The sequence below is a fragment of the Allobosea sp. RIT-PG3_2 genome (assembly GCF_057321085.1).
The window spans coordinates 176,526-196,902 of record NZ_JBXWCA010000007.1 but is presented as its reverse complement, the minus strand read 5'-3'; the positions used below and the strand labels follow the sequence as shown (position 1 = coordinate 196,902).

Sequence of the window (20,377 nt, the reverse complement as noted above, 5' to 3'; positions counted from 1 at the left end):
GAATGCCACGCGTCTACGCAGGACGCCAATCGTTCAAGGGCATTCTGGTGATCTCTGTGTTGGCGGGCAAGGGGAGAGTGCTGATCAGCATCCCTCATAGTCGGGGTCGAAGAGTAAGTCCGTCAAAGCCGCTTGATTAACCTAAGCCGTGTTTCATGCTCGACGCCCTGAAGCCCAAAACGGCCACGGTGAACAGGAAGGCCGCTAGGATGCCGGGAATTCGGAGGGCTTCGGTGCCCCCGTTGTGATCATTTTAATCAGACTGGCGGGTGCAGTCGAGAATCCAGTGCAAATGGCTCTTGAGCTTTGGCCTCGTAGCCGCGTGTGGCCGCCAAGAATACGACATTCCAACTATGGGTCGAGACCACGCTGGGCACGACGATGAATCCGTGCTGGCGCAACAGATCGTGGCCAAAGGCCTGCTGGCCGGCACTTGGAATGCCAGGGCGCAGCCAATTGGGGTTCGGGACCTGATCCGGCGTGACGATTTTGACCGCTTCGACATCCGCGATGACCGCCGCGGTCAAGACGTGGGGAACTGTATCGAGCACGCGAAATCCCTTATGGACGGCGACTTCGAGAATGGCCGTCGCGGGATCGAGCGCGCAGTAGACTGCCCGGACGCCTGCGCTGTTCCAACGTCCACCGACCCGATAAGCGCCCTCTCCGCTATCCCAAGTGGCTGCGAAGGTGGCGTGATCTAGGCGCCAAGCTACGAGCTCGGCACCTCCAAGAACGCTGGGCAGTGGTGTCACGCGTACACACCATATTCGAGGCGGGTCAGGTAGTCCTCAACCAGCTCGACGCCGGCGGGGGTCGCCAGAAGGTCGATCGGGCGCCGCTGGTCGAGGCCGATAGCGGGTCGCTCCAGCCACTGTTCGGCCTCCTCTTGGGAGCCAAACACGCTCGTTGCCTTTGACAGGATCTCGGCAAACTTCCACGCGCGACCGCTCTGCTCCTGGCTTAGCGGCCTCTGGGGAGCATCCTTCCGCCTCTGATAGGTTCGCAGGCTCATGCCGAAGGCCTTTTCCAGGGACTCAGCCTTCTGGATGACGATGAGCTTGGCTACGAGGTGATCGAGTGCTGACGGGGGCAAGCCTCGCAGCAGCATCTCGTGCGCATCTAGAGGGTTGGTGACCCGCCAAGCGACCACCGTGGGCCCGCCCAGGAGCTCCATCACCCTGTGCAAGGTGCCACCGGCTACCGGTGTCGTGATCTTCTCGGCCGCAACTGCCATGGTGCCCTCCCGTCAACTGTCATTGAATTATGTGACAATTGACGCGTTGCGTTTCAAGCCCTCGTTTCCGGAATGTCTGCCGGCGCCCGCGTTAAGCTCTGCCTATCACGAAGTGGGAACGGCAATTTGAACATGGATGGATCATGCTACGAGAGTTGGATAGGCGCCGCCCCGAGCGGTTCCAAGGCCGGCAGTGCCGGCTATTTCTAAACGCAGTTAGACTCGGGCAAAGCGAATTTGACTCGGATAGAGCTGATTTCCTCAAGGCCGCCGTTAGCCGGTGAGCCGCTGTCAGAACTTAATAGACAAGTCTATTCTTGTACTCGTTAGAAATGTCGCTAGATGAATACTTCGATGTCGTCTGAGTTGGTTCTTCGGGAAAACTCAAGCAGCGCGGCGGAGCTAGTCCGGGTTGCTCGGCCGCGCTGCGTCGCGTCTGCAAGCGGTCAAGCGGGCAGGGGTTCTGTGCCGCAGGATAGACGGTTAGCTAGCCCGCCTTGAATATGCTCCTTCCCTGCCCCTGTCGTCTTGGGGCACGACCGCTGCGTGACGTGTTGAGTTCCTTCTGGCGCTCGGCGATGTAGGCCAGCGCCGGCCCTAGCCCCTTGTTCTCGACGACCGCGGCCTGATCGACCTGCTGCAGCTTGTCGAAGGTTCGATAGGGCAGGTTGAGGCCCTGGTGCCGGATCTCAAGCCGGCCATCCGGATAATCGTAGATCGTCACGCGCTGGCGGGCGAGGGAACGGGTTACCGGCGTCGGCTCGAGGATGAACAGCATCTTGTCGTATTGAAGCGTCAGGCTCTGCGAGACTGTCCGCTCCTCCTGCCAGGCAAAGGCCTCGTCGAGATCCTCGTCGCCGGCGAGCGGGCGGTGCAGATCCTTTTCGTTGAAAGGCTCCTGGGCGAAGCGTCGGTTGAAATCCTCGATGAAGCCCGGCAGGAAGGCGTTGCCAGCCTCGATCGAGGAGATGCCTTCGAGCCGCAGTTCCTTCACCAGCCGGTCCTGAAGCGTGCCATTGGCCCGCTCGACCCGGCCTTTGGCCTGCGGGACATTGGCGCAGATGATGTCGATGTTCAGCTGATCCAGCGCCCGGCCGAACTGGGTCATGCCATTGCCGCCGGTCGCACCGACCTTGTTGACCCGAAACGTCGCGTGCTTGTCCGAGTAGAAGGCGACCGGCTTGCCGTGACGCTGCAGATAGCTCTGCGTCGCTGCAAAATAGTCGAAGGTCGACTCCGTCGTGACGAACTGCAGGTGCATCAGCCGGCTCGTCGCATCATCGATGAAGACGAGCAGGGTGCATTGCGGGCCGCGATCCTCGAACCAGCGGTGCTCACTGCCGTCGATCTGGACCAGCTCGCCGAAATGTTCGCGGCGGATGCGAGGCTGATGAAACTGGCGCCGCTGCTTGCGCGAAAGCCAGAGGCCTTCCTCACTCATCCATTTGCGCAGCGTCTCCCGGGAAACGCTCAGGCCGTGCCGTTCCAGGAGCATCTGGCTCGCGAAGGTCGGACCAAAATCGCGATAGTTCTCAGCGACATAGGCGATTGCCATCTGGCGAACATGCGGCCCCAACAAACGATTGGAAGGTCGTCCACGGGCATGATGGCGAAGGCCGGCTGCACCATCATCCGCGAACCGAAGCACCAGCCGGTGGGCCTGGCGGCGCGTGACGCCCATCACCTCGGCCGCCGCTGTCACCGTCAATCGGCCCGCCATAACCGATGCCAGCACCTCGGCGCGGCGAAGCTCTCTCTCGCTCATCTCGACCCAGCCCATGCCAGACTCCCACGCTCAATGCCGAGGGGAGTGTGACATTCCTAGTTTGCCACGATGAGACATTTTAACTTTGCGCCTACAGCGCTGATTCGCATAATCTAAATTATGGAACCTTGCCGTCGCCCAATCGGGTAGCTCCAAGGCGCAAAGTTGGCCCATAGCTGACGTCTGGAGCGTCCGCTGTCCGGCATCCTAGCTGCGTGGCTCAATGTGGCGAGCATCCTCCAGAGCTCTCCGGCTCAACGGGTTCTTCAGCACGGCATAGAAACCGCTGGGCTGGATGCGCAGGCAGCGACAAATCGCCCGTACCGGGAACTGGCGGCGATGCTCGGCCACAAACGCGTATCTCACTTTGCATCCTTGGCGAAATACGCGTTGGCTTTTTTGGATGTCGCGCTCCTCGGTGACCCGCGCCAGTTCCCCCCTTCAGGCGGCGGATCTCCGCGGCCTGGTCAACGCCGGGCGAACGCGGTGGCTTCGAGAACTTTCGCTTCCAGGCATAGAGCGAGTGCTGGCTCACGCCGAGCCGCGTCGACATATCTGCAACGGGGTAGCCCCGTTCGGTGATCTGCGCGACCGCTTCACGCTTGAAATCGTCCGTAAAATGACCGGGCCCCATCATGGCGTCCTTGCCTCAAAATTAGGGAAGAAGGCGTCCACGAAGCTAGGGGCTATTCACACTAAGCTCGGAATTACCCGCCCGTCTGCCTTTATTCGGTGCTTCGCCAACACCATCCGATGACCACTGCTGCAGGTTATCTCTGCCTTAAATTTTAGGCGCGTCCGAGGATGACAAGGTGTCCAACTGGGTCGCGTCGTTCCAGCTAAATTCGCACGCGGAATCGAGCGCACGCTCCAGTCCACCGCTGCGGGCGACGACGAATTCCGAGGCGGGCTTTGCTCCGTAAACCTCTAAGCGTTTTATAACTATGGCTTAGAAAGCCTCTCATCACTCTGATTAGTCGACGCAGCATTTCAGGATCCTCCTTTCTACCGAACAGGTCTTGATCGGAAGTGTTTGCTATCGATGCTGACCGCGAGATCAGTGGCGTTAGCGATGAAACATCCGTCTCAAATTTCCACTTGCTCAACACGGCCCGTCGTTGGGAAGACGATCAGCCCCACGGGAACGCCAGTCGCCTTCAGGTAATCGCCGACCTGACCGCGGTAGGCGAGGATGGTAGCCGCATCCGGCGTCACGTCGCTCTTCCAGTCGATCACAAGCGTCGGCTTCGCGCCGTCGAAGGCAATCGCATCGGCGATTCCGTAGGTGACCGTGTCCGCGTTGCCGTCGCTCGCGAAGGCATAGACATGGCATTCAGGAATCAGGCGCCCCCTGACCGCGAGCACCTCTGGCAGCTGGAAGGCTCGCAGGATTGCTCCCGCCACCTCCGAGGCGACGAGGCCGTCGGCGACGCTCTCAGCCTCGCTGGTCCCAAGCTCGGCGAGGAGCTCGCGGGCCCGAGCTCCCAGCGCTGCGGCCTCTTCGGCGACCTCGCCCGTCAGGATCTCCTCCGCGAGCTTGTGCATCACCAGGCCGCGGACGCGCCCACCCTGGATCGCCGGCGCAGCTGCACCGGCTTCGACCTCTTCGGTGGCGGTGACAACGACTGGGACCTCATCGATCGCCTCCGGCTTGTCGGCATCCTCGTGTCGGGAAGGCGACTTCCAATGGAGGCTGCGGGTGGCCTCTACGATCCGGGACGCTTCCGTTGCGAAGAGCTCGCGGGTCTGCTGGTTCGCGCGTGGCGCAGCCGACGCCGGCAGCACTGGTTCGTAGGCCGACAGGTCGAGAGCCGGCAGATCGCTCAGCGCGAGGTCGATGACGCCGAGCCAGCTACCGCCGGCGACGCCCGACGACGGGCGCGGCACGATCAGGAGCTCACGGGCCCGGGTTGCGGCGACGTACCAGAGGCGGACGCGTTCGCGGGAGATCTCAGCCTTCTCGTCACCAGCGGCCTCGGCGAAGCCATCGGGCGCGATCCCGAAGACCTTCGTGTAGAGCTGCCCTGTCTCGCGACTGATGATGGTGGAGACGCCTTCCTTGAGACCGGTAGAGGTGTTCACCGGAATCACCACCGGCCACTCCAGCCCCTTGGACGAGTGCATGGTGATCAGCGAGACCGATTGCTCCTGCGCATCGGGCCGACCCTCACCAGCGCGCTCTTCATCCTCCCAGGCAGCCGTCATCGCCTCTGCGAATGCCCTGAGGCCGCGAGCGGCGTAGCTGCGGGACATTCCGAGATAGAGATCGACATTGGCGAGCGCACGCTCGGCCTGGCCCTGGTGGCGGGCGAGCAGCGTCGGACGGATGCGGAGCTCCGCCACGGCCTGCGAGAGCAGATCGTAGGGCGTGGTAGCGTTGCTCCGGCGCCAGAGGCCCTGCAGGCGCTCCAGGACGTCCCTGGCGACCGCGTGAGTGACGAGCTCGGGCTCGGTGCGCAGGGAGAAGCGCTCCTTCCCATGGCCGCTCTCGCGATCAGGCAAGGCGAAGCCGATGTCGAGCAGTTCCTCCTCGGTCAGTCCGACTGCTGGCCCCCGCATCAGAGCGCCAAAGGCGAGCGTGTCGCGGCTGTCCGCCAGCACGCGGGTGATCGCAATCAGGTCCTGAATCTCCTGGCGCCAGAAGAACCCCTTGCCGGCCTGAGTGGCCACTGGAATGCCGTAGCGCTCCAGCGCCTCTTCATAGCGCCAGAGATCGGTCCCAGTCGGTGCGAGCAGCGCGATATCGCCGGCGCGGCAAAGGCGCCTCTCGCCAGTCCGATGATCGGCAACCTCGGCGCTCCCGATCATCCTCGCGCAGGTCTCGGCGACGGCCTCGGCTTCCGCGTTACGGATGGCGTCGGCGTTGGCGTCTTCGTCGACCCAGACTTCGAGCGCGGTCACGCAAGGGTGGCTGCCGACGTCATCGTGGAAATGATCGAGCGAGGTGAAGCCTGGTTGATCGTTTTCGACGGAAAGAGGCGTCTCGAAGCGGCCGTTCACGAACTCCAGGATCGACCTGCAGGACCGGAAGTTGGTCGCGATCGAGAGAACGTCTTCGATCGACTGCGCAGCGATAGCTTCGCGAGCCTCGACATATGCGCGCACATCGGCGCCGCGAAAGCGATAGATCGCCTGCTTGGGATCGCCGACGAGGAAGAGAGCGCCCGGCCGCAGCACTCGCTGCTGCCACGGCGTCTCCGGCGTCAGGGCCTCTCCGCACAGACGCCAGAAAATCTCGGCCTGCAGCGGATCGGTGTCCTGGAATTCGTCGACGAGGACGCGGCGGTAGCGCTGCGACAACGCCATCCGAACCGGCTCGTGATCGCGCAACAGATCGCGAGCGGCGTAGATCAGGTCGTCGAAATCGAGCAGGGCCGCCTCGCGCTTGTAGTCACGGAAGCGCTGGAGCAGGGGGCACACCTCCTGCATCAAGGCCGCGAGGAGGTGGGCCCCGACGCCGACGACAAGCGCACCCCAGGCATCCTTGCAGGCTGCGTAATGAGAGGCTGCCTCCATCGAAAGCCGATCGCCTTCGGAGACGGACAGACCACCAACCTTGGCGGCGTTCTTCCAGCCCGTTTTCCTCTGATAGGCCCTCAGCGAACCAGACTTGGTCGCAACCCGGTCCGAAGGCTCGATGCAGATCAGGAGGGCGATAGCCCGCGCGCCGGCGACGCCGCGCGCTGCTGCCGCCTGGTTGCCCATGTCTTCCAGATCAGCAACCCAGAGCGGAGTGTCCTCGTCGCACACGGAAAGGCCGCCGATGAAGCTGCGGAATCCGGAAACGGCCGAGACGAAGCCATCGACGAGATCGACCAACGGCCGAACCGGCGGCGCCAGCACATCGCGACGCTGACGCATTGCGTCCGAGACACGATTGATCGATGCAACGGTCTCGCCAGGGTCGATACCTACGAGCTCGAGCAGAAGCTCGCTTCCGCGTTCGCCAAGCCGCTCGCGGATCCAGGCGTCGCGCAGATCCACGAACGCAAGCTCGGCGTCGTTTCTATCCGCGACACCCGCGCCCGGATCGATGTTCGCCTCGGCCGGGTATGGGCTGATCAGCTTTTGCGCGAAGCCATGGATTGTCGAGCACACCAGCTCGTCGATCGTGTCGAGCGCGCTCCGGAGGTGACCGAGCTGAACCTCCGACGGCCCATGGGGCAGCGCGAGCTGCAGCTCGACCGGCACATCGCCCGACACGAGACGCTCGACGAACAGCCGCACACGCGCCAGCAACTCGCTCGCGGCGAGTTCGGTAAAGGTCACCGCCGCGATGCGTTTCGGCATCTCGCCCTCGGCCAGCAGCATGGTCACCCGGCCTGCCATGACGGCCGTCTTTCCGGAGCCGGCACCGGCCTCGATCAGAAGCGAGCGATCATGCTCCGTCATGGCGGCCAAACGCTGCGGCTGATCCGACAGAATGCGAACAGGGGCGTTCATCACTTGACCTCCCAGATGGCGGCCGCATCATCGAGCGCCAGCATGGCCGGAGCCCGCTTTCGGTTGAACCAGGACTTCGCGGCATTCGCCGGCAGGGCGAAGCGAAGGTCGTTGTAGGCGATCGCGGTGTCCGGACCGGGCAGGGCGCGCCCGCCCTGAAGGTTCGAACGCGCTGCGGCGAGGAAAATGGACAGCTGCTCCAGAACCTCGTCGGCGTTCGCCAGCGGCAGGCTTCGGCCGTGACGCGGGAAGTTCAGGGCTGCCTCAACCTCGATATGCGATCCGAGCAGCTGCTTCACAGCGAAGGCATAGAGCGCGCGCTGGATCTCCTTTCCGCCGTCGAGAACGTATTCATCCGCCGATCTCGGTGGCCGGCCGGTCTTATAATCGTTGACCCGGACCTTCGTGCCGTCCCCGGAGATGTTGAGTCTGTCGATGGCGCCCGTGATCCGGAACCCCGCGAGCGGCACGGTGACAGCCTCAGTCGGATCCCACGGCAGCGCGATCGAGGCATCGACGTCCTCGCGAGAGAACGGCACTTCCGCAAAGCTGCGCTGCTCGGGAAGCGGAACCTCGTTCTCAGGCCGGACGATCGCAACCGCCAGTCCACGCACCTCTGCGAGGGTACGCGTCCAGATGGCCGCCGGCGGGACGGCGCGCTCTGCCTCGAACCGATGCCTGGTGCTCTCCAGAGCGCGATCGATCGCAGCCTGGACGGACGCGCTATCGGCTGTGATCAAGCCGCCCTCCGCCTCGAGGTCGACGACAGCCTTTTCGAGGACACCATGCAGGATCTCGCCGAACTCACGGTTGTCGAGCGTGAGCGGATCGATCCCGACGCGAGGGGTCTTCCAGCCGAAACCGTAGCGCCAGACGAAGCCGAGCGGATCGCGCAGCAGTCGCTTGAGGCTTGTCGCCGATTGCATCCTGTCGAGCAGCCCGTCGACCATCGGATGGTGCGCACGGATCAGGCCGTCATGGGCGGTCACCTCCTCCCGGAACCAATCGATCCAGCAGCCTTCCGCGGAGCGTGCCAGCGGCGTCAGACGGAATTCCGTAGACCGCGCGGTGATACGGTCGACCTCGCTCATGGCATGGGCCGGCACGTCGTTGCGCTGCAGATAGGTCTCGTCCGTCGTGCGGCCCTGCAGGAGAGGGCTCTTGCCGAGCAGGCGCCCTTCACCGTCACGACGCGGCCTGGAGAGCACAAGCTCCTTCTCCGTGGTCGCGACGATCGTCTCGAAGTCCCGGCGGTCGGCGACACCGATGGAAAGCGGCGAGAGCTCGCTGGTCGGGACGACGTGATCGGGCAGAAGCCGATCGTCGCTTCCCATCCGAGGCCATCCGCGCGACGTCAGCCCGAGCAGCCGGACGAACGGGCGAGGAGCCGCGGCGAGCGCCGACGCCGGCATCCAGGCGACAGACGACGGTGCATCCATGCTGTCGTCGAGGCTCCGAAGGCCATCAAGGTTGAGCGGCAAGGCCACAACGGGGCCGGCCTCAACACCTCGGCGCCAGATCGTGAGCGCGGTCGGCGGTAACACGGCTCGCCCGATCTCATCGGCATCATCGAGAGAACCGGTGATCGTTTCCACCAGGCGTCGCAGCTCTCCGGTATGGTCGACCTCGTCCGGCCAGCTTGCGGCCGTCAGATTGGCGAACCGCCGCTGCCAGGAGGCAGACGTAGCCATCGGCGCGTCCTCGGGGATGACACGGAGCCAGCCTTCTGGAAGCGGCTCGAAAAGGCCGCAACCGCGACAGAGCGATGCCAGCCGGCGCATGCGGGAATGCGTGATGCCGCGAACGAGGATTTCAGCGAGCGCCGCCGCAGCCTGACCATCATGGCTTGCGAGCGCGCTTGTCCCGTGGACGAACTTCAGGTCGTGATTGGCGTCGGCGCGCAGCGTGAGGAAGTGGTCGTCATAGTCGCCAGGGCTTGCGGCCGCGATCGCGATCTCCGACGGCTTCGCACGCCCCGATGCGATCAGCTCGCGCGCCCAGCGCAGCGCCTCGATCGCTTCATGCAAAGCGGTGGAAGCGCTGATCGCCCTCAGGTTCGGGCTGAGGCTCGGCGAGCTCTCGACGATCACGCGGCTGCCAGCAAGCCAATCCGGCACATGCCGGGGACCGGCGATCCAGCGGACCTCGACATGCTCGGCGAGCTCCAGAAGGAGAGGGCGCCAGCACGGCGACATGTCGGTGAGGCCACGCACCTGGACGGGCCCGAGGATCTTTGCCGCCTGAGGTAGCTGCTTCCTGGCTCGCTCGACGATCGCTCCGGGAGGCAGCATTCCGACCGGCAATTCTTCGAGAACAGCCGCCTGCAACGCGCCGATCGCGTCAATTCGCGGCTGACCCGCACGGGCTTCGAGATCGATACCAGCCCGCCAGATCTTATGCAGGGTGGTCGCGCCGGCGCCAACCATGCCCGGCAACCCCTTGATCGCATCGAGCTCGCCGAGATCTGTGACAGGCAAAGCCTTCTGGAGCGCGTTGCGCAGCGTGTCCTGATCGATCGGTCGCGTGAAGCCACCGGCGAGCCGCGCTGCGACGGCCTCGAATGTCGTCACCAGCACGCCAAATTGGCCCTGCTTCGCCAACTCCACTCGCAGAGCCCTGCTTGCGAGCTGTCCGTGCGTGATGATCGTCCTTCTCATGCTTGAAACGCCCCCGCTTTTTGCCAGCTTACGCAGCAAGTTTCTAGCAGTTGCATGTCAGCAGATGTCAGGATCGCTGATCAAAATACTACCGATCTATCCAACAGCTTGGATCGTACACGCTCACGATGTGAATGGTCGGCTGCGTGCTAGAGTACTGCATCAAACGACCGTCCCTTATGACGTTTCCTCTAGTCGTGCGCGCGCGACCCCTATAGCCGCAATGAAGCGAACTCGCGTCGCTTCGCGCAGCCGAGCCAAGCCGAAACGGTCGCGCATGTGCTCCAGAATGTCTTCATCGGACATTCTGCCCACCCGCAGATGCGGAAGTGCCAAGCTTGCCAGCTCGATCAATGGAATGTCGCCGTGATCGCGCTCGTCGCTGGACGCTCTTCGGAAAGCCTGGATCGATGTTGGCACAGTGCCGGCAGGCCAGATCAGCTCGCGCTCGTCGTCCTTCGTGCGCGGGAAGCGGTTGTCGATGGCACGTGTCACCCTTTCGACGATCGCTGCGCCATTACGCTGGTAACCGTGAGCGCGCGCGATCCGGGTCACCAGCTGGTCGAGATAGAGCGGGCCTTCCGTCGCCACGACATGAGCAATCATCCGGCTCAGCTCGGGCAGGTAGCCGTTATCATAGAAGCGGATGGCGACGGGTTTGACGCCGCTTTCTGAAACATCGGCGATCCGGTAGACGGCTGACGACGCGGGCGGCTTCGACGCAGCTCGATTTTCCTGCGGCACCACGATCGGCTGCCCGCCCCCGAACAGCAGTCCCTGTTTCGCGGCGCTGGGCGCAGGCGGCGCCGTCAGCGAAAACTCGGGCTTCGGTTGTGGCTTTGGCGGACGCGCTTCTGTGTCGAGGCGCGAGACGATCTCGCAGATGGCATCGAGATAGTGTTTTCGCTCCGCAGGATTGGTCGATTGCCTTTGGAAAGGTGGGATCTTCCGGTACCAATCATCTGGATCATCGAGCCTGGTCGAGACGATTGCTTCAATCATTCCTTCGCGAAGAATGGATCGCTGGAGCTCCCAATCCTGCGTCTGGAGTGCGATGACGGTCTCGCGGAACTCACGCAGGGCGGCGTGGAGTTCGACCGCGTTCAGCTTTCCGCTTCCAGCAAGAGCAGACGGCTTCTCGACCGGCGGTTCGGTCGGGGCTTCGACGGCCACGGCAAGCTCGGGCTCGCATGCAGCCGCTTCCGTGCGGTTATCGGGGGCATCCTCTTCCGCGATTGGCTGCGGTGCTGCGGCCGGATCCTGCAGCGCCGAAAAGCGGTAGCCATCGTCGTATACCACCGGCGCCCGGCGCAGTTCCTCGAGGCGGTCAACGAGGCGCTGTGTCTGAAGGTCTGCATTGTCGAACCAATCGGTCGACCACACCCGCAGCAGGCGCCATCCAAGACCGGACAAAACCTCCTCGCGCAGGCGATCGCGATCGCGGGCGCTCTTGCTGGAATGATAGGCGGCGCCATCGCACTCGACGCCCGCGAGATATCGCTCGGGATGATCCGGGTGCCGGATGCCTAGGTCGATTTTGAACCCGGAAACGCCGATCTGATAGTCGACCTCGAAGCCCTTCGTTCGCAAGCGATCGGCGACCTCCACCTCGAAGTCGGAATCGGGATTTGGACCTAGCGTGCTGCCTGCCGTCTGGCCGCGCGTTTCGGCATATTCCAAGTAGCGCTTGAGAATGTGCACGCCCTCGGAGCTCGTCTCCTGAGGTTTGATGTCGACGGAGCCGAAGGAGGTGAAGAGCCCGATGCGCATGCGGGCGCGGCTGAAGAGGACGTTCAACCGCCGATGGCCCTGCTTGCCGTTAATCGGGCCAAAGCGCTGTGCCACGACCGCGGCGCCCGGCTTGGGGCCGTATGTCATCGAGATCAGGATGAAGTCGCGCTCATCGCCCTGGACGTTCTCCAGGTTCTTGACGAAGAGCTGCTCGCCGCGTTCGGCGACCTTCTCGCGATAGAGTTCAACGTATGGGTCGTCGGCGCCGAGCCGGCGGATTTCCTCGAAGATCAGGTCACGCTGGTCGCTGTTGACCGCGACGATGCCGAGGGTGGGAATGGTCTCGACCGGGTCCTCGGCATGGTGCCGCATGAACAGGATGGCTTCCTCCGAGATGGCGAGCGCCTCGGCCTGGTTGCGACGCGCCTGATAATGGCCGTTCACGCGGATGAGGTCGACCGAGAAAGAGCCCGGCTTCGCCATCGGGAAGGAGATCAGTTCGCTCTTGTAGAACTCGCGGTTCGAGAAGCTGATCAGGCTTTCGCAGCGGCTGCGATAGTGCCAGCGCAGCAGGCGGGTCTCGCGAAACGTTTTCTGGCAGGCTTCCAGGATCGACTCATCGTCGAGATCCTCGAAGTCACCCTCATCGTCGGCAACGGGGACGGGCTCGCCGGACCTTGCGAAAAAGTCGGTGGGCGGCAGCTGCTTCTGATCGCCAACCACGATGAGCTGCTTGGCTCGAAGAAGACCCCCGAGCGCATCCTCCGGGCGCATCTGGGATGCCTCGTCGATGACCAGGACATCGAAGCTCAGCCCACGAGCCGGCAGAAATTTCGCCAGCGAGAGTGGCGACATCATAAAGCACGGCGCCAGTGCCTGAACGGCCCGTCCTGCGCGCTGCATGATGTCGCGGACGGGCACGAACCTCTTTTCCTTGCCGAACTCGTTGCTCAGCAATTCCATCTCGGTCCACGTCTTCCGGCTTCCATAGCGGTTGCCCGCCGGCGGCATGCGGACGAGGAGGTTGTCTTTGACGCGACGTCTGTCGGTGTCGAGCTTGCGCCGGTCCCGCTCTGCGAAGTTCTCGCGACGCGCTTCAATGCGATAGCCCGCAGCTCGGTTGAGGGCAGCGCTGGCCTGTTTGGCCGTGTCAGCGCGTTTCTGGGCGACGAGCCCCGAGAACAGCTCGCCGAGCTGGGCTGGCGCCACGTCCAGCTCCTCGGCTTTGGTCAGCAGTGGATCCAGTCCGCCTCGCGCAAGATCCAGGCGCTGGTCGTGCAGGGCGAGGTAATCGCTTAGCTCGTCCCGGCGGGGGATCAGGTTTTGAAGCTGGTCGATGAGACCCTCAGGAGTTGTCGTGACGAGTCCGGCAACGCCGTGGTTTGTCGCTAAGTCGGCAGTTCGCTGCTTGAGCTTTTCCAACCCGCTGCCAAGCTGAGGTGCCGCCAATCGCAGTTCATGCCGGACCTTGGCTGCACCGATCGATGTCAGTGCTTCCAGGGCGGCGGAGGGCGGCACATGCGATCGGACGGATTCGATCCAGGCAAACGCCTGTTGGGACAGCTCGATCCTGGCAGTGGTTGAGGCCAGCTGGTCGGCTTTGTCCTTCAGAGGATGTGCGGCGAGGCGTGCCTCGACATCGCTCAACTGGGAGCGCAACCGCACGGCGGCAGCCAGATCCTCGACACTGCAGTCGAACCGGTCCAGCTCCTGGTCGGGATACAATTCCAGGATTGTCGTAGCCGAAATACTGGATGTTCTGAGCGAACCGATTTTGTTGGCGACGGACTGCTCATCGAGCAGGTTCTTATGGTCGCCGATCTCGGCGAGCGCGGCGCGGCAGCGTTCGAACTCTTGGCCGAGCGCCATCAGATCGGCGGCATCGAGATTGCGGACACGCTCGGCGATCGCCTTGCCGCCGGGGACTTCCTCGACTTTGGCAAGGGCGGCTGTTCGGCCGTCATCGACAGCGGCAATCCGCTCGATCGGCGTTTCAAGCCCATCCCAGAGCGAGCCGAAAAGTTGCTGATGCGCGCGATTATTGAGGAAGGCCGAGATGGCCTGGACATGCTGTCCGAGACCTCTGAGGTCCTCGGGCGGTACGCGGACGCCGGGTGTAATCCCGATCCTTTGCAGGATCGCCGCCAGGATTTTGCTGTCGCCGGTCAGCGAGCCGACCAGGCGACCAAAGGACCCCTTGGCCGCAATGTCCGCTGCCGTCAGCAACTCGTCGCGCGTAGGCCATGCGCTCATGCTCGCAGGAAAGCGTCCGCGCCAGCGGGCTTCCTCGGCCATGACATCCGACCATTCGGTCTTGGCAGCGCGCAGTGCTTCTGCGGGTGTGCTCGCAAGCCAGGCGAACCAGCCTCTCGTGCCTTGGTCGAGCATGCTTGCGGTCTTGGCGGCGAGCATGATCGCCGGCGGCGAGCAGGAGGGCATGCTTTCCGGGTCGCCGAGGATTTCGATGGCAGGAGCGAGCTTGTCGAACGCCTTGCAGATCGCTTCCGCGGCGGTCGCGTGCTCGGCCGCCCAGTCGAAAAGCTCGCCAGGTTGCATGGTAGTCAGTCCTGCGAGGCCGGCAACGGCCTCCAGAGCAAGCATCTGATTCTTCTCTCGGGCGGTGATGTCGGCGGACCACTCGCGACCAGCGAGCTGCGCTTCCAGATTCCAGCGCTGCTGCCGGATGGCGATGAGATCGGTGACAGCCGCGGGCTCCAGATTGCGCAGGGCGTCGATCAGGGCGTCGTCCGGCACGTCATGGGCCAGATGCTCATCGAGCTCCACGAGCCGCGCGAGGTCCTCGAAACTGTTTGGCCCAAGCGCCTTAACCTGTGCGGCCGTCGTAATGATCTCATCGGCCAAACGATTCAGTTGTGCGAGATCCTCGACCAGCATTGCCGTATTCGGGCGGCGATCGTGGTCGAAGGTCAGCCTGCTCCACGGAGATAGTTGGGGCAGCGCGTAGGTTGCTGCGAAGCGCGTGGCCAGGTCGCCATAGAGCGAGATCGAACCCAGCGCCGCCTCGTACGCGTGGCCGCCGGCGAGCAGGGTGTCGGGCAGCGCGACCGACCGCATCTCGTGGATGGCCGGACCAACCTGACTGCGAGCGCGCAAGGATCGCCAGATTAGGTCAAACGGGGTCTGGCCATCGTCCTCGGGTGCGTGCAGCGCATTCACATAGGAGGCGATTTCCCGACGGTTTTCGCCCCAGGTCGGGTCCCAGGATGTGCTCGCAGAATTTTTGCGGCCGAGGCCGAGCGCCATGCGTTGCTTGAGGCTCTCGACGACGAGGCGAGGAGTCGCTTTGTCGGAATGCAACTCCAGGCAGAAGTCACCGAGACCGGCCTTGACCAGGCGCCGCTTCACTACCTCCAGCGCTGCCTGCTTCTCCGCGAGGAAAAGGACGGTCTTATCGGCCGCCAAGACGTTGGCGATGATGTTGGTGATTGTCTGCGATTTTCCCGTTCCCGGCGGGCCCTGGATCACCAGGTTCTTCGACTTCATCGCATCGACGAGGGCGCTGTGCTGGGAGGCATCGGCGTCGTGGATCAGGATCGGAGCCAGCTTTTCGATGTCCGGCTCGTCGATCGGATAATCCTCGGGCGGCGTGAACAGCGAGCTCCCTGCATCGCCGGAGAGTTCGGTGCCGCTGACAATCGAGCCGACCAACGAGTCCGTGACCGGATGAGAAGCCCAATTGCCCGGCGCCAGATCCGCGTACATCGCGAAGCGGCCAAAGGCGAAATGCCCGAGCGTGAGCCAGCGCCTGACATGCCAACCCTTCAGTCCCTCGATCGCTTCCGAGACCTTTGCGAAATAGGCTTCGACCGAACCGGCTTCATCCTCGCTGGTTTCGAGGTCGGGGATCTGCCGTGCGAACTCCCGTTGTACCTTGGTTTGAAGGCTGAGATTGGACTCGGCCGACTCCGCCATCGCGGAAAGCGAGAAGATGATCTTGCCCCTGGCGCCTTTCCGCTTCTCCAGTTTGACCGGGAGCAGCATGAGGGGCGCGAAGAGTTTCTTGCTGCCCTCCTTCTCGCACCATTCCAGGAAGCCGAAGACCATGAAGAGCGTGGAGAGCCCGGTCTCCTGCTCGGCCAGGCGGGCATCGTCGGCAATGCGTTCCAGAACGCTTTCAAGATTCTCCGGCCATTTGAGGGATTGGAGCTTCTTGTCGGAATGGGAGTCCTTGGCCGCTGTCGGCTGCAGCTCGATCGACGGATCGATCCCCAATGATTTGGCGTGTTCCGAAGGATTGATCGTGCTTTTCGTCGGGCGGGGACGAAGGCCAAGTTGCTGGCGGACCTTGTCGCGCAAATCGCGCTCGGCGCGGGCCAGTTCGATCTCATCGTCCCGGCCCTGGCTTTCGAGGGCCTCGATCTTGGTGAGGTATTCGAGGTCCGAGACCTTGGCGTGCTCCAGCGCTGAAACGAAATCCTCTTCCCGCTCATCTTGCGGGATATCATCCGGTTCCGGCAGGGGCTGGACCTCGAGGCTCGTACCGCCCGTCAGCAGATCGTAGACGGCCTCCGGAACCTCGTCGACGATCTGGAGCTGCTTCTTCGACGCGGGCCGGTGCTTGTAGCTGAGCAAGGGGTTGCGGAGAGACATGTCGAGCAACCGCTCGCGCAACCCTTCGTACAGTTTTTGCAGTCGATCGGTGGTCTGGCTTGCCATTTTGAGAACGCGCGCTTGCAGCTTGTGATTGTAATTGGGAGGGCAATATCGACTGCCGCGCTATCAGCATACATATTGGGCAGATCGTATCGAGTACGATCTTGGTCAGCAGCCTCAAGAATCACGGGAAATTCACTGCAACTTTCGGAGGATGTTGGAGCGCTTTCGCGATGTGGCGTTCAAAACGGCGGCCGGTCTGGTCGCTCGTGCCGCTGACCGATCCGAGCCTGATCCAAGCAATTGGTCGAGTCGCATATTTAATCTGCCGACACGTCGCTGCCGATCGACGTCCTCTAACCTCGGCGTCTCAAACCTGGTGTCCGCTTTCGCGTCAGAGCAGATGGTGGTCGATTCTGATTTCGAAGACGATGAAGATGCCAACGTTGCCGAGGACGGCATCGGCTCCTGATCGAGCCTGGTTGTCACAAGAGTCCGAAGGGCATCACACGAGTTCGAGCTTGATTTCATTCGCGCTTCAATCTCCATGCCCTCGTATCTATCGTGGCAGTTCAGACGAACGGTCACGAGAGCAGCCGACCGGGATGACCGAGTGAACGCAGAGCCGCAGTGGACGGAACGCGCCGACAAACGTGGATTGGATCCACTCGGCTTACAGAATGCGGGCGTGTCCCTCTACCAGTCGCTGCTGCCCGGCATCAGCAACGTCACACTGCGGATGCGGTACTTCGGCTTCTTCTGCTGGGTGAGCCATGCCTACGCGCGGACAGGTGCCACGAACGAGTTCGCAGCATGGCAGTCCTGGGTGCGACGGGCCGAGGCCCTCTATGCGCTTGTCTGCGCTCACGCGAGGGGACAAGTCGGCGTCGGCGGCATCGACTGGGCTGTACGAAGGCTAAACCTAGGAGAGGAGGTCATCGACTTCACTGAGGCGGCCTCGACCACGGCGGAAGAGAAGTATCTTGATCAGGCCCTCGGCGTCTTTGGAGCGGCCTATTATTCGCAAATGGTCGAGATGGGCTTGTTCGTGTTGGGCGATCACGGGATCCAGCGCGCGACCAAGGTCGAGGGTAAGGCAGCGGCCGATGCCTTCGCGACCTCGATCGGGGAGCAGGTCGAACAGCTTCTGCAGCATTCCATCATCACGTCCCAGGTCAGCCGCGACGATCTCTCTCGCCTTGCCGTGATCATCCCCTCGCGAATCCCGGCGACCTCCTCCGAGCAAAAGGTCTACGAGGCGCACCTGTTCCCAGCATCTGCCTCAACCGCCGGCGACGCCAACCGTTCTGCGTCGCTTCGACTGGTCTTGAAGGCGGCCAAGGCATTCAAGAAGAGACCCGACCCGAACGGCATACGCTGGCATCTGTTCAATCAGCCCGCGTTCGATGATGAGAAACTGGAGGGGCAGCGCCTGCGCTGGGAGGCATACCACTGCCAGGACCTTTTCCAGATCGCGGCGGCATCTCTCCTTGAATGGGCCGTAGATCTCACGATCGATCCCGGCCGAACGCATGCCGAGATCAAGGAAGAGGTCCGCTCAGAATTGATCGCGATGAATCCAGAAGCGGCCGCCAAGGGGTGGTCCGAATTCCTATCGACGTTCGACCCCGATGGCTTCGACTACCCAGGAGCCTGGAGCGAGCTCATCGGCCGCAAGGACACGGCAGGCAAGAAGGCGTGGCGAACAATCCAACTGATCGCCGCCCTGGACAATCGAATTCGGGCCAAGGATCGATTGCAGGAAGTGGTGCTCCGCGATCTGATGGTTCGAGGCGGTGCCAGGTCGATCGTCAAAGAGCTTGAATGGATCGGTCAGCGTTCCGACAGGAGGGTGGCCGAGCTCATGGGGTCCTATGTCGTCGAGCGAGTGGTCCTTCGTCATACCTGGGTCGCGGTGCAGAAACTGCGGCGGCAGGGCGATTACACCTTCCTCTTCGAGATGAATGACGGTCGGCTGATCAAGCGCGCTAGCTATGGCCCGGCCCCAACGACACCTCGCCTCACGCCGGCGGTCCAATTCCTCGTCGATATCGGGCTGATCGATGAGGACGGTCCGACGGCGCAGGGCAACGCCGTGCTCGAGGCGGCCTCTTGAAGGACGACCTCGTGAGATATCCCGACCGCATGGCTCGCCGCGGCGACGGCTCGCGCCCCCTCCATAGCGCCTTTGCCACGACGTTCTCGATTGAGTTCACCGCCTTCGAGGAGTTGATGCTTCCGAAACTCAAGGAGAGCGGAGCAACCAACCTCCTCCTGATCGCCGACGAGCGAATGGCATCGATGTCATTGTCCGACGGATCACGGCTGCCCGCCAAGCTCGGCCGGGAATACGACCTCTACTCCCCTCCGGTCACGAACGGCCTCTTCCACCCCAAGATCGTCCTGCAGATCGGTAGAAAGGCGGGAAGACTCTTCGTCGGCTCCGCCAACGTTTCGGCTGCCGGGATCGCTGGCAATGCCGAGGCTGTCGTCGAATTGGAATGCCGGGATGAACCCAGCCCCGAGCGCGAGATCGTTCGGGCCGCCTGGCACTTCGTGTCCGGGCTGGTTTCCCGGAACGCCGGTGGGGCCAACGACGCCTGCAAGTGGGCCCTCCAGCGCGCCCCGTGGCTGATCGGTGCCGACGCGTCGACTGGCGTCCAGCAACTCGAGGATGGAACCGTCATCGGTTTTCTTCCCCGGGACACAGGGCCGGGCATCGGAAGTCGTTTCATCGACCTCGTCGGCGGCGAACCCGTCGAGCGGCTGGTCGTCGCCAGCCCCTATTGGGACGGTAATCTCGCTGCCCTATCGGCCCTCGTCGATGGATTGCAGCCTTCGACCGCGATCGTCCTGCTGGACGAAGAAGGCCATGAATTCCCGGCCGGGGTAGCACCTCCCGCCATCGTGGAATTCCAGGCCTTCCCACACCAGGTAAAGGGTCGCTTCAAACACGCGAAGTTCGTGATCGCCTCGACGGCGAGCCATGATCACGTATTGGTGGGGAGTACCAACTGCACGACGGCCGCGCTCGGTCGCGGCACCCAAGCGGGAAACAATTCCGAAGCCTGCATCTACCGCAGGTTACCCCGGGAACGCGCGGTCGAGGCACTCAAGCTGACCGACTGCCTCCTTGCGGCTGCCATCGACCCTGACGCAGTCCCTAGAAAGCCGCCCACCCCTCCGATCCCGATGTTGGACATCGAGGCGCGCAAGGCCGGAGCCTTCGAGGTCGATGGTAACATGTTGAGGTGGACGATCCCGGACGGGTTCAGCGGGACAGGATCCATAACGCTGCTCGACCCCCAGGCGACATTGCTCACAAGCCTGCCCTTCGAGCTTTCTGGAGAACCTGTCTCGCGTCGGTCCTTCCGCCTGACGCTCGAAAAGCCGGAGTTGGTCAGCTTTGCCAGGGTCCATCGGGACGACTGGACCTCCAACCGTGCCCATGTCTCGCATCGCTCCCTCCTGCGTCGGCATAGGCGAGAGGTGGCGACCGGGTCCGTGGCACGCGCGGTTGCTATCTTCGAGCAGGGAGGTGATTTCGAGCTATGGATGCACGAGGCCTTCGACCAGCTCGCCCGGGCCGACTTCAACGATCACCCCATTCCACCCAAGTCTACGCCCAGTTCTCAAGACCGGAAGAAGGATGAAGTCGAGGATGAGGTGCGGTCGCTCTCCTATGAGGAATTTATGGAGTGGCGATCGCCGGACCTGCGGAAGGAGCGGCACCTCGACTCCACGCTGGCCGGGACGCACGCCGATAGCATTCGCAGCTTCCTGAACCTGCTTGTCGGAAAGAAGCGCCTGCCCCTGAAGGCGACCCGCTTGGCCCGGACGGTGATGACGACGAACCATCGGGTGACGATGACGTCCCTGATCCACCCAAGGCGAACCCCAAGGCACCCCGGCAGGAGATAGACGCGCGGG

At 63.0% G+C, this 20,377-nt stretch carries 9 protein-coding genes and 1 pseudogene; 3 read left to right on the top strand and 7 right to left on the bottom strand.

Annotated features, from left to right (window positions below; translation table 11 throughout):
* Positions 1-257 precede the first annotated feature (257 nt).
* From AC2FAN_RS20220 to AC2FAN_RS20190, 7 genes and pseudogenes are all read right to left on the bottom strand, one after another.
* The gene (locus AC2FAN_RS20220) at positions 258-755 is read right to left on the bottom strand and encodes an RES family NAD+ phosphorylase (RefSeq protein WP_485176068.1); all 498 of its coding nucleotides are present in this window, start codon (positions 753-755) and stop codon (positions 258-260) included.
* On the bottom strand, positions 752-1,237 hold the full coding sequence (gene parS / locus AC2FAN_RS20215; protein ID WP_485176067.1) for a type II RES/Xre toxin-antitoxin system antitoxin: 486 nt from the start codon (positions 1,235-1,237) through the stop codon (positions 752-754). The genes AC2FAN_RS20220 and parS overlap by 4 nt, the downstream gene beginning before the upstream one ends.
* Before the next feature lie 487 nt (positions 1,238-1,724).
* Positions 1,725-3,017 carry an ISNCY family transposase gene (locus AC2FAN_RS20210; protein ID WP_485176066.1) on the bottom strand — a complete coding sequence of 431 codons (1,293 nt, stop codon included), beginning with the start codon at positions 3,015-3,017 and terminating at the stop codon, positions 1,725-1,727.
* Positions 3,018-3,221: 204 nt separating this feature from the next.
* A pseudogene (locus AC2FAN_RS20205) lies at positions 3,222-3,636 on the bottom strand (transposase); the annotation flags it as partial.
* 452 nt (positions 3,637-4,088) lie between these two features.
* On the bottom strand, positions 4,089-7,445 hold the full coding sequence (locus AC2FAN_RS20200) for a UvrD-helicase domain-containing protein (RefSeq protein WP_485176065.1): 3,357 nt from the start codon (positions 7,443-7,445) through the stop codon (positions 4,089-4,091).
* Complete coding sequence (locus AC2FAN_RS20195; RefSeq protein ID WP_485176064.1) at positions 7,445-10,102, bottom strand: PD-(D/E)XK nuclease family protein; 2,658 nt, start codon at positions 10,100-10,102, stop codon at positions 7,445-7,447. Before AC2FAN_RS20195 ends, AC2FAN_RS20200 begins: the two co-directional genes overlap by 1 nt.
* A gap of 177 nt (positions 10,103-10,279) precedes the next feature.
* Entirely contained in the window at positions 10,280-16,510 is a 6,231-nt protein-coding gene (locus tag AC2FAN_RS20190; protein ID WP_485176063.1) for a DUF3320 domain-containing protein, read from the bottom strand.
* A 154-nt stretch (positions 16,511-16,664) separates the two neighbouring features.
* Here AC2FAN_RS20190 and AC2FAN_RS20185 point away from each other — a divergent pair, with 154 nt between their 5' ends.
* The 3 genes from AC2FAN_RS20185 to AC2FAN_RS20175 all read left to right on the top strand — a co-directional run bounded on the left by AC2FAN_RS20185 (position 16,665) and on the right by AC2FAN_RS20175 (position 20,368).
* Entirely contained in the window at positions 16,665-16,919 is a 255-nt protein-coding gene (locus AC2FAN_RS20185) for a hypothetical protein (RefSeq protein WP_485176062.1), read from the top strand.
* Between the two features lie 141 nt (positions 16,920-17,060).
* Positions 17,061-18,563 (top strand): hypothetical protein, encoded by a 1,503-nt coding sequence (locus AC2FAN_RS20180; protein ID WP_485176061.1) that lies wholly within the window; start codon positions 17,061-17,063, stop codon positions 18,561-18,563.
* On the top strand, positions 18,560-20,368 hold the full coding sequence (locus AC2FAN_RS20175) for a hypothetical protein (RefSeq protein WP_485176060.1): 1,809 nt from the start codon (positions 18,560-18,562) through the stop codon (positions 20,366-20,368). The genes AC2FAN_RS20180 and AC2FAN_RS20175 overlap by 4 nt, the downstream gene beginning before the upstream one ends.
* Positions 20,369-20,377 lie beyond the last annotated feature (9 nt).

Coding starts and splice junctions, on each gene's coding strand:
- parS (WP_485176067.1), bottom strand. CDS start 1,237: ATGGCAGTTGCGGCCGAGAAGATCACGACACCGGTAGCCGGTGGCACC.
- AC2FAN_RS20210 (WP_485176066.1), bottom strand. CDS start 3,017: ATGGGCTGGGTCGAGATGAGCGAGAGAGAGCTTCGCCGCGCCGAGGTG.
- AC2FAN_RS20200 (WP_485176065.1), bottom strand. CDS start 7,445: ATGAACGCCCCTGTTCGCATTCTGTCGGATCAGCCGCAGCGTTTGGCC.
- AC2FAN_RS20195 (WP_485176064.1), bottom strand. CDS start 10,102: ATGAGAAGGACGATCATCACGCACGGACAGCTCGCAAGCAGGGCTCTG.
- AC2FAN_RS20190 (WP_485176063.1), bottom strand. CDS start 16,510: ATGGCAAGCCAGACCACCGATCGACTGCAAAAACTGTACGAAGGGTTG.